At 69.9% G+C, this 14,995-nt stretch carries 13 protein-coding genes; 5 read left to right on the top strand and 8 right to left on the bottom strand.

Going from position 1 to position 14,995, the window contains the following annotated elements; all coding sequences use genetic code 11:
- Positions 1-43: 43 nt before the first annotated feature.
- Positions 44-802, bottom strand: coding sequence for a trans-aconitate 2-methyltransferase (locus Pth03_RS06315; protein WP_239118790.1), 759 nt, complete (start codon positions 800-802; stop codon positions 44-46).
- A gap of 83 nt (positions 803-885) precedes the next feature.
- On the opposite strand from Pth03_RS06315, the gene Pth03_RS06310 reads away from it, so the two are divergent.
- Positions 886-1,413, top strand: coding sequence for a MarR family winged helix-turn-helix transcriptional regulator (locus Pth03_RS06310; protein WP_203943171.1), 528 nt, complete (start codon positions 886-888; stop codon positions 1,411-1,413).
- Between the two features lie 23 nt (positions 1,414-1,436).
- Here the strand turns inward: Pth03_RS06310 and Pth03_RS06305 are convergent, their stop codons facing one another.
- Both Pth03_RS06305 and Pth03_RS06300 read right to left on the bottom strand, forming a co-directional pair.
- Positions 1,437-3,239 carry an ABC-F family ATP-binding cassette domain-containing protein gene (locus Pth03_RS06305; RefSeq protein ID WP_203943170.1) on the bottom strand — a complete coding sequence of 601 codons (1,803 nt, stop codon included), beginning with the start codon at positions 3,237-3,239 and terminating at the stop codon, positions 1,437-1,439.
- Positions 3,240-3,274: 35 nt separating this feature from the next.
- Positions 3,275-4,186 carry a 4-(cytidine 5'-diphospho)-2-C-methyl-D-erythritol kinase gene (locus Pth03_RS06300; RefSeq protein ID WP_203943169.1) on the bottom strand — a complete coding sequence of 304 codons (912 nt, stop codon included), beginning with the start codon at positions 4,184-4,186 and terminating at the stop codon, positions 3,275-3,277.
- An 86-nt stretch (positions 4,187-4,272) separates the two neighbouring features.
- Here Pth03_RS06300 and Pth03_RS42345 point away from each other — a divergent pair, with 86 nt between their 5' ends.
- Positions 4,273-5,745, top strand: a complete 1,473-nt coding sequence (locus tag Pth03_RS42345) for a serine/threonine-protein kinase (RefSeq protein ID WP_308442337.1) — start codon at positions 4,273-4,275, stop codon at positions 5,743-5,745.
- Complete coding sequence (locus Pth03_RS06290; RefSeq protein WP_203943168.1) at positions 5,742-7,319, top strand: FG-GAP repeat protein; 1,578 nt, start codon at positions 5,742-5,744, stop codon at positions 7,317-7,319. The genes Pth03_RS42345 and Pth03_RS06290 overlap by 4 nt, the downstream gene beginning before the upstream one ends.
- Before the next feature lie 6 nt (positions 7,320-7,325).
- On the opposite strand, the gene Pth03_RS06285 is transcribed toward Pth03_RS06290, so the two are convergent.
- Positions 7,326-7,898 (bottom strand): TetR/AcrR family transcriptional regulator, encoded by a 573-nt coding sequence (locus Pth03_RS06285; protein WP_203943167.1) that lies wholly within the window; start codon positions 7,896-7,898, stop codon positions 7,326-7,328.
- A gap of 86 nt (positions 7,899-7,984) precedes the next feature.
- Here Pth03_RS06285 and Pth03_RS06280 point away from each other — a divergent pair, with 86 nt between their 5' ends.
- Both Pth03_RS06280 and Pth03_RS06275 read left to right on the top strand, forming a co-directional pair.
- Positions 7,985-8,347 carry a DUF4267 domain-containing protein gene (locus Pth03_RS06280; protein ID WP_203943166.1) on the top strand — a complete coding sequence of 121 codons (363 nt, stop codon included), beginning with the start codon at positions 7,985-7,987 and terminating at the stop codon, positions 8,345-8,347.
- 29 nt (positions 8,348-8,376) lie between these two features.
- A complete protein-coding gene (locus tag Pth03_RS06275; protein WP_203943165.1) occupies positions 8,377-8,871 on the top strand; it encodes a cupin domain-containing protein in 495 nt (164 codons plus the stop codon).
- 50 nt (positions 8,872-8,921) lie between these two features.
- On the opposite strand, the gene rsmA is transcribed toward Pth03_RS06275, so the two are convergent.
- From rsmA to Pth03_RS06255, 4 genes are all read right to left on the bottom strand, one after another.
- Positions 8,922-9,779: a 16S rRNA (adenine(1518)-N(6)/adenine(1519)-N(6))-dimethyltransferase RsmA gene (gene rsmA / locus Pth03_RS06270; protein WP_203943164.1), complete on the bottom strand. Its 858-nt coding sequence runs from the start codon at positions 9,777-9,779 to the stop codon at positions 8,922-8,924.
- A 369-nt stretch (positions 9,780-10,148) separates the two neighbouring features.
- Complete coding sequence (locus Pth03_RS06265) at positions 10,149-10,985, bottom strand: TatD family hydrolase (RefSeq protein ID WP_373318498.1); 837 nt, start codon at positions 10,983-10,985, stop codon at positions 10,149-10,151.
- A gap of 872 nt (positions 10,986-11,857) precedes the next feature.
- Positions 11,858-13,639 (bottom strand): methionine--tRNA ligase, encoded by a 1,782-nt coding sequence (gene metG / locus Pth03_RS06260; RefSeq protein WP_203943162.1) that lies wholly within the window; start codon positions 13,637-13,639, stop codon positions 11,858-11,860.
- Between the two features lie 99 nt (positions 13,640-13,738).
- Positions 13,739-14,959: a glycosyltransferase gene (locus Pth03_RS06255; RefSeq protein ID WP_203943161.1), complete on the bottom strand. Its 1,221-nt coding sequence runs from the start codon at positions 14,957-14,959 to the stop codon at positions 13,739-13,741.
- Positions 14,960-14,995 lie beyond the last annotated feature (36 nt).

The raw sequence follows: 14,995 nt of genomic DNA, 5'->3' as shown, positions 1-14,995 counted from the left end.
AGGCACTAATTCCTCCTGGAAATCAGGCTATGCGCCAATTGGGTCAAATGTGAGCGACGACGAAGATCCTTCGGAAGGGAAAAGCCGTGCCGTACGGCTCACGGGGGTAGGCCTCCCGCAGCAGACTCCCGCAGTCGGTGAGGAAGAGCTCCTGGTCACGCGGGGAAAGACGGTCGAGGATCGGCCGCAGCGCCGTGCCCCGCACCCAGGCGAGCACGGCGTCGTCGCCGGGCAGCACGTGGATGTAGGTCGTCTCCCACGCGTCGACCTCACATCCGAGACCGGCGAGCCTGCGCACGTAGTCGAGCGGTTCGTCGGCCGCCGGGCGGTCCTCCAGGTCGCCCAGGGCCTCCTTCCATTTCGTACGGCACAGCTCGCGGATGATCGTGTGGCTCGGGGAGTCGAAGTTGCCCGGCACCTGGAAGGCCAGCCAGCCTCCCTCCGCGAGGTGGCCGACCCAGCGGCCGAGCAGTTCGCGATGGCCGGGCACCCACTGCAACGCCGCGTTGGAGACGATCACGTCGACGGGCCGCTCCGGCCGCCAGTCGCGGATGTCCGCCACCTCGAACGTCGGCCCCTGCGGCGCCTGCTCGATCATGGCAGGCGAGGAGTCGACGCCGTGCACCTGCGCGGAAGGCCAGCGGGGGCGCAACGACGCGGTGAGCTCGCCGGTGCCGCAGCCCAGGTCGACGACGTAGGCGGGGGACTCGGCCCCGACCCGGCCGACCAGCTCGAAGAACGGGCGAGACCGTTCACCGGCGTAGGTGCCGTAGATCTCCGGATCCCAGATGTCGCGTCCCATCTGCCCTCCCACGATTTATCTTGATATCAAGATAATGAATATTATCAAATATATCTCGACGTCAAGACAGCTAGACTCTGCGCATGACCTTCCCGAGGCCCGTCGAGGACGAGGTGGACCGTCTGGTCGCAGCCTGGCGACAGGAGCGCCCCGACCTGGACGTCGCGCCCCTGGAGGTGCTCAGCCGGGTGTCGCGGCTGAGCAGGCATCTCGAACGTGAGCGCCGCGCCGCCTTCGCCGACCACGGCGTCGAGTCGTGGGAGTTCGACGTGCTCACCGCGCTGCGCAGATCCGGCGAGCCGTACGAGCTGAGCCCGGGCGCGCTGCTCCGGGCCACCCTGGTCACCTCGGGCACGATGACCAACCGCATCGACAGGCTGGCCGCCGCCGGACTCGTGGTGCGGCGGCCCGACCCGGAGGACCGGCGCGGAGTGCTGGTGCGCCTCACACCCGCGGGGCTGGAGCGGGTGGACGCCGCCTTCGCCGACCTGCTCAGGCGTGAGCGTGAACTGCTGGCCGGCCTGGGGCCCGACGAGCGGCAGGTGCTCGCCGGGCTCCTGCGCACCCTGCTCGTCCCGTTCGACGCCTCCGCCCCCGGAACGGCGCACTGAGCCGCTCCCGGAAGCCGCCCCGGTCAGCCGCCGAGGCGTTCGGCCAGCTCCATCCACTCCAGCTCGGCCGCGTCCTTCTGCGCGCCGATCTCGCGGAGCTCGGCGTCGAGTCTGCCGAGCAGCTCGAAGTCGCTGCCCGACGCGGCCATCTCGGCGTGCACCTTGGCCTCCCGCTCGGAGAGCTTGTCGAGCTGCCGCTCCACCCGGTTCAGCTCCTTCTGGAGCTCCCGCGCCTCCTTCGCCGACGGGCCCGCGGCCGGAGCCTGAGGTGCCTTCGTCTCGGCGGGAGCCGTATCGGCCGAGGCCGCGGCCCGGGCGGACAACGCCGACCCGGCCGCCCGCCGCTCCAGGTATTCGTCGACTCCGCCCGGCAGCATCGACAACCTGCCGTCGCCGAGCAGCGCCACGCAGCGGTCGGCCACCCGCTCCAGGAAGTAGCGGTCGTGGCTGACCACGACCAGCGTCCCGGGCCACCCGTCGAGCAGGTCCTCCAGCTCGGTGAGCGTCTCGATGTCGAGGTCGTTGGTGGGCTCGTCGAGCAGCAGCACGTTGGGCTCGTCCATGATCAGCCTGAGCAGCTGCAGGCGCCGCCGCTCACCGCCGGAAAGGTCGCCGACGACCTTCCACTGGGCCTCGCCCTTGAAGCCGAGCACCTCGAGCAGCTGCGACGCCGACCATTCCTTCTTGCCGACCGTGACGTATTTGCGGATCTCCTCAACCGTCTCCAGCACGCGTCGCGCCGGGTCGAGCTCGGCCAGCTCCTGCGAAAGGTGCGCGAGCCGCACGGTCTTGCCCTCGACGACGCGGCCCGCGTCGGGCGCGACCATCCCGGACAGCAGACGCAGCACCGACGACTTGCCCGATCCGTTGACGCCGATCAGGCCGATCCGGTCGCCCGGGCCGAACTGCCAGGTGCAGTGATCGAGCACGAGCGGGCCCGCGCCGGGACCGCCCGCGTGAAGCGTGACGTCTTCCAGGTCGTAGACGGTCTTGCCGAGCCGGGCGGAGGCGAACTTCAGCAGTTCGACCGTCTCGCGCGCGGGCGGCACGTCGGCGATCAGCGCCTCGGCGGCGTTGATGCGGAACTTGGGCTTGGAGGTGCGCGCGGGCGGCCCACGCCGCAGCCAGGCGATCTCCTTGCGCATCAGGTTCTGCCTGCGGTCTTCCGCCGCCTGGGCGATCCGCGCCCGCTCGGCCTTGGCCAGCACGTAGGCCGCGTAGCCGCCCTCATAGCGCTCGACCGAGCTGTCCACGACCTCCCACGTGCGGGTGGAGACCGCGTCGAGGAACCACCGGTCGTGGGTGACGACCAGCAGCGCCGACCTGCGCTGCGAAAGGTGTTCGGCCAGCCAGGCGATCGCCTCGATGTCGAGGTGGTTGGTCGGCTCGTCCAGGATGAGCAGGTCGTGCTCGCCGATGAGGAGCCTGGCCAGGGTCGTACGGCGCCGCTCCCCACCGGACAGGTCGCCCGCCCGGGCCGACAGGTCGATGTCGCCGAGTAAGTTGGCGAGGATCTCCCTGATCACCGGGTCGCCCGCCCACTCGTGCTCGGCCCTGCCGTCGAGCACGAGGTCCTGCACGGCGGTCGCCGGGTCGAGGTCGTCACGCTGGGACAGAGCGCCCACGCGCAGCCCCCGGTTGTGCGTGACCCGCCCGCTGTCGGGCTTCAGCTCTCCGGCGATGATCGAGATGAGCGTCGTCTTGCCGCCGCCGTTGCGGCCCACGACGCCGATCCTGTCGCCCTGCTCGATGCCGAGGGAGACACCGGCGAGCAGCGGCTTCGGGCCGTACGAATGGGAGACGGATTCGAGATTGACCAGGTTCATCGCGCGTAAAGCCTACCGGCCACCGCAGCCCGAGCCTATTCGGCCAACGTGGCCCCACGGACTGGCCCGGAGGCGGTGACGGCGGACCTGCAGACGCCCGCCGTCTCCACCGCCGCGGCCACCTCGGCCGCGTGCGCCGCCGACTCTGCCAGGAAGGCGCAGGTGGGTCCCGAGCCGGAGACGATCGCCCCCAGGGCGCCCGCGCCGCGGCCCGCGTCGAGGGTGCGCGACAACGACGGGCGGAGCGACAACGCGGCCGGCTGCAGGTCGTTGACCAGCGCGAGGCCGAGCGCCTTCGCGTCGCCGTCGCGCAGGGCGGCCGCGAGCGGCGCGCTGAGGGCGAGCTCGGCCGGGGCCGCCTCCCCCGTCGCCCTGAGCCGGTCGCATTCGGCGTAGACCGCCGGCGTGGACAGGCCGCCGTCGGCGAGTGCGAAGACCCAGTGGAAGGTGCCCGACGCCGGCACGGCGGTGAGCCTCTCGCCGCGACCGGTGCCGACCGCCGTACCGCCGAACAGCGCGAACGGGACGTCGCTGCCGATGCCCGCGCCGATCTCCATGAGCTCGGCGAAGGACAGCCCGAGCCGCCACAGCTCGTTGCACGCCACCAGGGCGCCGGCGGCGTCGGCGCTGCCTCCGGCCATGCCTCCCGCCACCGGGATCGCCTTGCGAATCACCAGTTCGGCGCCGCCGGAACGGCCCGAACGCTCGGCCAGCGCCTGTGCCGCCCGCACGGCGAGGTTGTCCGGCCCCGTGGGGACGTCGCCGGCGGACTCCCCCTCCACCCGCACGGTCAGCTCCGGCCCGGCGGCCTCACATGCCGTGACCTCGTCGAACAGCGAGACGGCATGGAAGACGTTCACCAGGTCGTGGTAGCCGTCGTCGCGCACCGGTCCCACGGCCAGCTGGAGGTTGACCTTGGCGGGCACACGCACGGTAACTGAGGCCATGGAACCCGAGCCTAACGTCACCGGCCGCTGCCCCCCGACAAAAGATCCATTTAAATAGGGGCGAAAGCCGTCCCACGAAGGTACGGTTGTTCGGACCCCCGGACCATGATGGAGCACCCCCGATAGACGGCCGAAACGCCGCGAGCGCCCCTCTGTCCCCGAGCGACCCGGCCACGGTCGGCGGTTACACCCTGCTCGGGCGGCTCGGCGCGGGCGGGATGGGCACCGTTTATTTGGGCTCGGCCGAAGACGGGCGCCTGGTCGCCGTGAAGGTGCTCCGCCGGGAGTACGCACAGGATCCCGACTTCACCGCGCGATTCCGCTCGGAGGTCGAGCACGCCCAGGCGGTGGCATCGTTCTGCACGGCGCAGGTCCTGGGCCACGGCGAGGACCCGGACGGCCTGCCGTACATGGTGACCGAGTTCATCCCCGGCACCTCGCTCGACCACCAGATCTCCTCGTACGGCAAGCTCGAGCCGGCGACGCTTCACGGGGTGGCGTTCGGAGTCGCGGCGGCGCTGACGGCCATCCACGCGGCCGGCCTGGTGCACCGCGACCTGAAACCCGCCAACGTGATCCTCTCCATGTCGGGGCCCCGGGTCATCGACTTCGGCATCGCCAGGGCCGTCGACGCGACGCACGGGCACACCAAGACGGGCGAGCTCGTCGGCACCCCCGGCTGGTGGGCGCCCGAGCAGCTGCGCAACAACCCCATCGGGCCCGCCGCCGACGTCTTCACGTGGGGGTGCCTGGTCGCCTACGCGGGCAACGGCGCCCATCCCTTCGGCACGGGCGACCCGATGGTCCTCGCCCACCGCATCCTCGAGACCGAGCCCGACCTCGGCGACCTTCCGGAGATGCTCCGGCATCTGGTGCGGCGGGCGCTGAACCGCTGGCCCGACAACCGGCCGACCGCTCAGGAGTTGCTGCTCGCCCTCGTGAGCGGCACCGCCGAGCCGGTCACCCACCCGACCGGCGTGAACGAACTGGCCGGCGTGCCCGAGGTGGCCGAGACGATCGAAGAGCTGTGGAGCCCGCCGAGCAACGTGCGCGACCTGCAGTCCGGCACCACGAGTCCCGGCCGCTCGGGGCCCCCGCTCCTCATGGTGATCGCGGTGGCGGCGGCCCTCGTGCTGGCCGTCGGGGCCGGCCTGTTCTTCGGCCTGCGCGACGGCGAGCAGGGGAAGGCGATCGCTGCCGCCGACCCCACGCGGCGGACCAGCGACATCGGCCGCAGGATCGACGTCCAGGACGTCCAGCTCGTCGTCCAGAAGCCGTCCTGCCGGATCAGGACCGAGGCCGACCAGTCGTGTGTGATCGAATGGGCGCTGCTCAACATGGGCGCGACGCCGGTCGACCTGGGCGGCAGGCCTGACCTGGTCGACGACCGGGGGGTGGGGCACGTCGCCGTGCGTGACGTCCGGCCCGCCCCCGTCGTCCTGGAGCCCGGAGAGATGCTCGCCATGGGCGCCGAATACCTCGTGCCCGCCGGCCGCGCCGCCGTACGGCTGCGTGGTCCGATCGTCGCGGGGGGCCGCATCGTCGAGGTGCGCCTGTGAGGCGGTTCCCCGCGACCACGCGGTGCCTGCTGCTCGTCATGGTCTCGGCGCTCGTCTGCGCCGCGGCCATGTCACCCGCTCCTCCCTCACCGCCGCCGGTCACCTCGGACCCCACTCCGCCCAGTACGCCGATCGAGACGCCCACACCCACGCCCAGCGTCTCGCCGTCCCTGGCGCCGCCGCCTCCGACGTCGGCCCCCACGCGCTTCCCCACGCCGCCCGACCCCCGCCCTCCCCGGAAGACGCCGCCTGAGGCGTGCCCGAACGCGGGGAAATTCGACTTCGACGGGGACGGCCAGGACGACGCCGTGGTCGGGGACCAGTTCGCCGGCTTCGGCTCGTCGCGTGGCGGGAGGCTCTTCCTGCTGCGCGGGAGGGCGGGAGCCCCGCTCGACCCGGTGATCGAGGCGTTCGAGTCCGGAGTGCCCGGATGGACCGCCAGGCCGGGCCACATCGACGGCGACCGCTGCATGGACCTCGTGGTCGCCAATCCGTTCGCCGACTCCAGCGACGCCTTGGGGTCGGGGATGGCCTACGTCTTCTGGGGAGGGCGCGACTTCGGCCGCGTGGGTTCCCCCCGGCTGGAGCTGAGGGCGCCGAAGCCCCGCGCCGGAGCGCGCTTCGGCTGGTCGGTGGCGGTACGAGACCACCTGATCGCGATGGGCGCGCCGTACGAGGACGCCGACGGCGAAACCGGCTCCGGGGCCGTCTACCTCTTCCAGGTCGACAAGCGCGAGCCCGGCCGGCCGAAGCGGATCACGCAGGAGTCCCCCGGCGTGCCCGGTGCGAGCGAGGCGGGCGACCTGTTCGGCTGGTCGGTGACGATCGGCAGGCTCGGTCACGACCCCGACATGCCCGACCTCGCGGTCGGCGCGCCCTTCGAAGACGCGGACGACGCGGGCGGAGACGACGCCGGAGCGGTCACCGTGCTCTACGACGTGTCAGCCCGGGAGGCGCCCTACGAAGGGGCGAAATGGGACCTCCATCAGGCGACCGACGAGGTGCCCGCCACGGCCGGGGACCGCTTCGGTTACTCCCTGCGGTACGGCAAGAACGGCGTCAAGAGCTACCTGGCGGTCGGCGCCCCGCTGGCCGACCCGGAGCGGGTGCGGGACGCCGGCGTCGTCGTGCTCTTCGAGGTCGCCGAGTCCGGCCCGCGCTTCCTGCGGGTCGTACGCCAAGGGTTCACCGGCATCGGCGAACACCTCGAGCAGGGCGATCGGTTCGGGGCGTCCGTGGCCTTCAGCGGGCCGTACCTGCTGGTCGGGATCCCCGGGGAAGGCTCGCCCGAGGCGCCGGAGAGCGGCGCGGTGGGCGTCGTGCCCCTCGCGGACGGCCCGCCCGGCTGGATGCAGACCGAGGACGACCCGCGGCCCTACGACCACTTCGGGGCGAGCGTGGGCCCGTTCGGTGAAGGCCGGTTCCTGATCGGGGCTCCGGACCGCGGCGTCACGGGCGCGGTGACCGTGGTGACCACGCCGATCTCCGTAGGCGGGCGGGAGTCCAACGAGCTGTCACCGACCGGCGCGGCAGGCGCGGAGGCCCTGGACTTCGGCTCCTTCGTCACCGGATAGGGCGGGTCAGCGCGAGAACCGGTCCAGCAGCAATGCCAACCGGCGCTCCTGTGCTTCCCGCCGCAGCCTGCCGCTGCGGGTGAGCGTGACGAGCCCGTGCAGCCCGCTCCAGAGGGTCTCGGTCAGCGTCTCCAGGTCGTCGTCGCGCGCGAGCGGCCGCACGGCCTCGCGTAGCTCACCGAAGGCCTCCCGCAGGGCGGGCGGCGCCTCGGGGCTGGCGAAGGGGAGGTCGACCGCTCGCGTGAACATCGCGTCGTACAACGCAGGCCGTTCCTCGGCGAACGCGGCATACGCGGTGCCCACAGCGGTGAGGGCCTGCCGCGGGCCTGCCGCGGACGCACGGGCCGCACGCAATCCGGCGGCGATGTCGGCGAAGCCCTCTACGGCGACCGCCGCCATGATGGCGTCCTTGCCCTTGAAGTGGCTGTAGAGGACCGGCTGGCTGTACTCGATCTCGTCGGCGAGTCGCCGTGTGGTCACCGCGTCCCAGCCCTCGGATTCGGCCAGTTCACGGGCGGCCGTGATGATCAGCCGTTCCCGCTCCGCTCGCTCGCGTTCCCTGCGCGCCTGAATGGACATGTGTCGATTCTAGCGCCGCTAGACTTCCTGTCACAGACATGTTAGCTTCGCTCCACTATCTAGCGCTGCTAGCAACGGGAGGGGCGATGCTCGCCTACGGACTGGCCGTCCTGCTCAACGCCTTCGTCATCGTCATCGGCGCCAGGTTTCTCCTGACGCCCCAAGCCGCGGCATCCGGCTACGGCGTCGCGGCCAAGGAGAACGGAGACCGGGCCTACCTCACGATCAAAGGTCTGCGCGACGCCACGTACGGCGTGCTCGGGCTCGCCCTCCTCGCCTTCGTGGGCGCCCACGCCGCCGCGTGGTTCATGCTCGTCGTCGCCCTCGTTCCCCTCGGCGACACCGTCATCGTTCTGCGCAACGGCGGCACCAAGGCGGCCGCGTTCGGCATCCACTCCGCCACCGCCGTGATCGTGCTCGCCGACGCCGGCCTGTTGTTCGCCGTATGACTCCGCTTTCGAACAAGGAGACGCACAAGATGTCACTGATCGTGCCCGACTTCGACGAGTCCGTGATCGTCCGCTCCGCGGAGGCCGAGGTGGTCGGCCGGGCCCCCACCGCCATCCGGCTGCTGGCCGACAGCAGCTCGACGGGCGGCGCGCTATCGGCCCAGCGGGTCACCCTGACCGGCGGCGCGGACGGCGCCCGGCCACACCACCACACCGGTTCCGCCGAGCTGTTCTACATGCTGGACGGCGTCGCCCAGTTGCTGTCAGGCGACCAGATCGTGACCGCCGAGCGCGGCGACCTTGTCATCGTGCCGCCCGGCCAGGCACACGCCTTCGCCGCCGCACCGGGAGAAAACGCTGACATCCTCATCGTCATCACCCCCGGCGTCGAACGGTTCGAGTACTTCCGCCATCTGGAACGCATCGCCTACGGAAAAGTGCCGCCTGAGAGCCTGCTGGAGATCCAGGACCTGTACGACACCTACTTCGTCGACAGTCCCCCTTGGAGCGGCGCCCGATCCTGACGGCCCTCGGCACGCCGCTCCGGGCCATACGCCTGGACGGAGAGGCCCCGCTAGGCCGTCTCGACGGGCGGACGGTGCTCGGCTATGCGGGCGAAATCGGCGATGCCCAGTTGCTCGCCCCTGGCCGACGGGTCCACCCCCGCCTTGACCAGTGCCTCCTCCGCGGCTGCCGCCGTACCGGCCCATGACGTGAGGGCGGCCCTGAGCGTCTTGCGGCGCTGCGCGAACGCCGCGTCGATCGCCGCGAAGACCTCCTTGCGAGGCGCCGACGTCTCCGGCGGATCCCTGCGGACCAGGGAGACCAGGCCCGAGTCGACGTTGGGCGCCGGCCAGAAGACGTTGCGGCCCACGGGGCCGGCCCGGCGCACGTCGGCGTACCACGCGGCCTTGAGCGACGGGATGCCGTAGATCTTCGAGCCGGGGGCCGCCGCGAGCCGGTCGGCGACCTCCGCCTGCACCATCACCAGGCCCCTGCGCAACGACGGCAGCGCCTGCAGCAGGTGCAGCACGACGGGCACGGACACGTTGTACGGCAGGTTGGCCACCAGCGCGGTCGGCTCGGCCCCCAGGTCGGACGGCCACACCCGCAGTGCGTCGGCGTGCACGACGGTCAGCCTGTCCGCCAACTCAGGGGCACGCTCGGCCACGGTCAGCGGCAGTTGCTCCGCGAGCACGGGATCGATCTCGACGGCGACCACCCGGGCGACCTCCGGGAGAAGCGCCAGCGTCAGCGAGCCGAGACCGGGGCCCACCTCGATGACCACGTCGTCGGCGACCGGCTCGGCCGTACGGACGATCCGGCGCACGGTGCCGGCATCGATCACGAAGTTCTGCCCGAGCTTCTTGGTCGGCCGGATGTTCAGCTTCTGCGCCAGGGTGCGCACCTCTACCGGACCGAGCAGGCTCATGCATCAAGTGTGGTGCATGCTGAGGCGTCGATTCACCCGGCGTGTTTTCCTCGATGGGCAATCCACCCCGCCTTCCGCGTCGAATCGCCTATATACCGAAAGGCGGACAGACGTTTACGGTCAAGATCGACAGGACCCGGCCCCCGCGATCCCCTGGAGTCGAACCCCTCCGAGTGGGCGATCCACCGGTCATCGGCCCCTACCGGCTGCTCGGAAGGCTCGGCGAGGGAGGGATGGTTCGCGGGCCTGCCGGACACCGGCCCCGCCGGGTCGGTCGCCGTGCTCGATCGAGGCACCTTGGCATATCACGGCCAGGAAAGATCGACGGTGGCGGCTCCGCCGATTTCGGGGCGGCCGTCGCCGGCTGAGTCACCAGGCGCCGAAGGCGGTCTCGCCGTTGGCGGTGATGGCGGCGGCGAGGTCGCGCACGTCTGCGCCCTTGACCTCGGCCAGGCAGCGGAGCGTCAGCGGGATCAGGTACGGCGCGTTGGGCATGCCCCGGTGCGGCACGGGCGGCAGGTAGGGAGCGTCGGTCTCCACCAGCATGAGCTCGACCGGCGCGACCTGGGCCGCCTCACGAAGGTATCCCGCGTTCTTGTACGTCACCGGACCGGAGAAGGACATGAAATATCCGGCCGCCGAGCAGCGCTTGGCCAGCTCGGCATCTCCGGAAAAGCTGTGAAAAATCACCACATCGGGGGCGCCTTCGTCGGCGAGGACGCTGAGGACGTCGTCGTGCGCGTCACGGTCGTGGATGACCAGCGCCTTGCCGGTCCGCTTGGCGATCTCGATGTGGGCGCGGAAGCTCGCCTGCTGGTCGTCGTGGGAGGCCCGGTCGCGGAAGTAGTCGAGGCCCGTCTCCCCCACCGCCCGCACGTACGGCCGGCGGGCCAGGTCCTCGATCTCGGCGAGCACCTCGGGCGTGGAGGCGTGGGCCTCGTTCGGGTGAATGGCCACGGCTGCGTAGACGTCCGCATGCCCGGCCGCGGCCTCGGCGTTCCAGCGGGAGGACGGCAGGTCATATCCGACCGTGACGAGACGGGTCACGCCGACCGACTTGGCCGCCTCCAGGATCGATTCGACCGTCGAGTTCGCCGCCTGGGCCGCGAGCCCCACCGGATCACCCGAGGACGCCCGGCGGTCGCCCACCATGATGTCCAGATGGCAGTGGCTGTCGAAGACCTCGCCCGGCAGGGCGTCAGGCACCGGAGGTATCCCCTTCACGCCACCCGACCCTACCGTCTCCCCTCCGAGCCCTCTGGTGGTGATCCCCCAGCCCCCCTGGTGGTCATCATGGAACCCTCTGGGGTGATCATGCAGCCCCCTGGGAGGTGATCACACAGTCCACTTGGTAGTGATCACACAGTCCCACTTGATGGTGATCATGCAGAACCTCGGGCATGGGCACCCCTGCCTGCACCAACCCTTCCCGTGATCATGCAGAACTTCGGGAAAGAGGTTCTCACCTGCGCCGATCCATTTCGTGATCATGCAGTAGTTCGCCGGCATGCCCCTTGAGCAGCAAAAACCCGAGTGTGATCATGCACCGGAACGTCACCCGTACGGCTTGGCCAAGCGCCACGCCGCGCAGCACACCGGCAGCAGCACGGAAGCCCAGGCGCCCACAGAGGGAAGCGCGGCTACAGCGGTGTGAGGTAGTAACCGCGCGCACTCAGGCAAAGCGGCTACATGGGAGTCACGGACCCGCTTGTGCATGACCACGCTTGGCTTCGTAGCTGGCTAAGGGGACATCGGCGAACTACTGCATGATCACGAAATAAATTCACGCAGGTCACAGGACATCCCTCCGAAGTTCTGCATGATCACGACCGAGGTTTGGGCAGGTCGGTGGCCAGTTCCCCGAACTTCTGCATGATCACGGCGAGAAGGTGCGCAGGCTGGGCACCCTGCGCGCGAACTTCTGCATGATCACGCCCAAGGGGGTGCCGCGTGACCACACCCAATGTGGCGCTGCGCGATCACACCCAATGTGGCGCTGCGCGATCACACCCAAGGGGTCCACACCCACGTGGTTCACTCCAAGGGCTTCACAACCAAGGGGTGTGCCCAACGTGGTGTTAGGAATCCAGGCGGGCGAGTTCTTCATCGACGATCTTGGGGTCGAGCTTGGCGAACAACGGCTTGGGCGGAGCCAGCGGCGTGCCGGCCTTGATCGAGCTGTGCTCCCACTTCGCGGCGCCGGAGTAGTCGCCCGTGATCACCGGGTACGAGGGGCCGCCTTCCTCGTCGACCTCGCGGATCTCCGGCATCCCCGACCACACCCCTTCTCCACCGAGCATCTCGAAGATCTTGTTCGACGAATTGGGGAGGAACGGTGTGAGCAGCGTCTTGACGTCGTCCACGACCTGGAGCGCCACGTGGAGGATGGACCCCTGCCGCTCGGAATCGTCCTTGATCTTCCAGGGCTCCTGCTCGGCGAGGTACTTGTTCGCGTCACGGACGACGTCGAAGGCCTCGGTCACCGCGTTCTTGAACCGGGAGCGCTGGAGTTCTCCCCCGACGGCGGCGAAAGCCGTACGGGACCTTTCGAGGAGCGCCCGGTCGGCGTCGGTGAGGTTGACGGCCTCGGGCACGGCGCCGAAGTTCTTCGAGGCCATCGAGATCGACCGGTTGACCAGGTTGCCCCATGCGGCGACCAGTTCGCCGTTGTTGCGGTTGACGAACTCCGACCAGGTGAAGTCGGTGTCCTGATTCTCCGGCCCGGCGACGGCGATGTAGTAGCGCAGGGCGTCGGCCGAGTAGCGCTCGAGGAAGTCCCTGACGTAGATCACGACCTGGCGGGACGACGAGAACTTCCGCCCTTCCATGGTCAGGAACTCGCTCGACACCACTTCGGACGGCAGGGCCAGCTTGCCGAGCGGGCCCGGCGTGCCTCCCCTGGCGCCCTCGCCGTTGTAGCCGAGGAGCATCGCCGGCCAGATCTCGGAGTGGAAGACGATGTTGTCCTTGCCCATGAAGTAATAGCCGCGGGCGTCGGGGTTCTGCCACCACTGCCGCCACGCGTCCGGGTCGCCGCTCCGCCTGGCCCACTCGATGGACGCCGACAGGTAGCCGATGACGGCGTCGAACCACACGTAGAGCCGCTTGTCGGAACGGTCGCGCCAGCCGTCGAGCGGGATGGGCACGCCCCAGTCGAGGTCGCGGCTGATCGCCCGCGGCTGCAGGTCGCCGAGCAGGTTGAGGGAGAACTTCAGCACGTTGGGCCGCCACTCGCCCTGCTTGGACTGCAGGTAGGTGCCCAGCGCCTCGGAGAACGCCGGCAGGTCGAGCATGAAGTGCTCGGTCTCGACGAAGACGGGGGTCTCGCCGTTGATCCTCGACCGCGGGTTGATCAGGTCGATCGGGTCGAGTTGGTTGCCGCAGTTGTCGCACTGGTCACCGCGAGCCCCGTCGTATCCGCAGATAGGGCAGGTGCCCTCGATGTAGCGGTCCGGCAGGGTACGCCCGGTGGACGGGGAGACCGCCCCGAGCGTGGTCTTCGGGAAGATGTAGCCGTTCTTGTACAGCCCGAGGAAGATCTCCTGGGCGACCGAGTAATGGTTGCGCGTGGTCGTCCGCGTGAACAGGTCGTACGAGAGGCCGAGGCCGGTCAGGTCCTCGGCGATGACCTGGTTGTACCGGTCGGCGAGCTCCCGGGCGGTGACGCCCTCCTTGTCGGCCTGCACCTGGATGGGCGTGCCGTGCTCGTCGGTGCCGGAGACCATCAGCACCTTGTTGCCCGCCATCCGCTGATAGCGGCTGAAGACGTCGGAGGGCACCCCGAACCCGGAGACATGCCCGATGTGACGAGGGCCGTTGGCATACGGCCAGGCGACGGCGGTCAAGATGTGCTGGGACATGTCCACAAGCCTAGAGCCCACTCGGTGCCGTCTCACACCGATTTGGCTCCGGCCATGGTCAACCCCGTGCGAGGCCGTCGCCCAGGCGTGCCGGCCGCGTCAGGCGTCCGCAGGCGTACGGCTGACGGCCTCGGCGGCCTCCTCCGCGGCGGACGCGGCGACGTCGATCGGGGTCTCGCGGGAGCGGCGGATGCCGAGGATGCTGATGAACAGCGACGCGAAGATCGTCTGGAAGCTGATGACGAAGGCGGTCGCCGACGGCACGACCAGGCGGAGCGACTCGGCGGGTATCAACTCCCCGAAGCCCCTGCCGCCCCAGTGCACCAGGGAGGCGACGAGGCCGCCGAGTCCCGCGACGCCCAGCAGGCCGCCGGCCAGCAGGCCCTTCTCCAGGGTGACGATGTCGACGAGCTTCCTGATCCGCTTGTCCTCGGGCAGGAAGCCCTCCTCCGCGGCGTACACCTTGGTGAACAACGCGAACAGGACGGCCTGGAAACCGATCACCACCATCGCCGACGCCCCGACGAGGGTGTCGACGTCGAAGGCGAGCTTGCCGATGTAAACCGGGCCGAAGGTCAGGGCGGCGCCCGCGACCAGGCCCAGGGTCATCAGCACGAGCCCGGGGATGAAGAACAGCCAGCGGGGGCTGTACAGCATCAGGAAGCGCAGGTGGCGCCAGCCGTCCCGCCAGGAGCGCAGGTGCGGCGGGCGAGAACGGCCGTCAGGCGAGAGGGTCGTCGGCACCTCGCGGACGTCGAGCCCCTGAAGCGTGGACTTGACCACCATCTCGGAGGCGAATTCCATGCCGCCGGTCTGCAGGCCGAGCTGGAGGATGGAGTCGCGCCGGAAGCCCCGAAGACCGCAATGGAAGTCGCCGATGGCGCTGGGGAAGAACAGCCGGCCGACGAACGACAGGACCGGGTTGCCCAGGTAGCGGTGGAGCGGCGGCATGGCGCCGGGGGCGATGCCACCCTTGAACCGGTTGCCCATCACGAGCTCCGCTCCGTCCCGGAGCTGCTCGACGAAGGGCATCAGGTTCGTGAGGTCATAGGAGTCGTCAGCGTCTCCCATGATCACGTATTTGCCGCGTGCGGCCCGGATGCCGCCGAGCAGGGCGTTGCCGTACCCCTTCTCTTCAACGTGGACCACGCGGGCGCCCGCGTCCCGGGCGAGCTGCTGTGATCCGTCGGTGCTCCCGTTGTCCGCAATCACCACCTCGCCGTCGATTCCGTTCTCCTGCATGCAGGCCAAAGCCTTGCGCACGCATGTCTCAACGGTCTCGGCCTCGTTGAGGCACGGCATGACGACGGTCAGCTCCACGTCGCAACTCCTCGCATATGACGTTAGGACATCATG

The organism is Planotetraspora thailandica, assembly GCF_016863335.1.
In the GTDB taxonomy this organism is placed as follows: Bacteria; Actinomycetota; Actinomycetes; order Streptosporangiales; family Streptosporangiaceae; genus Planotetraspora; species Planotetraspora thailandica.
This window is presented reverse-complemented; position numbering and strand designations above follow the sequence as displayed.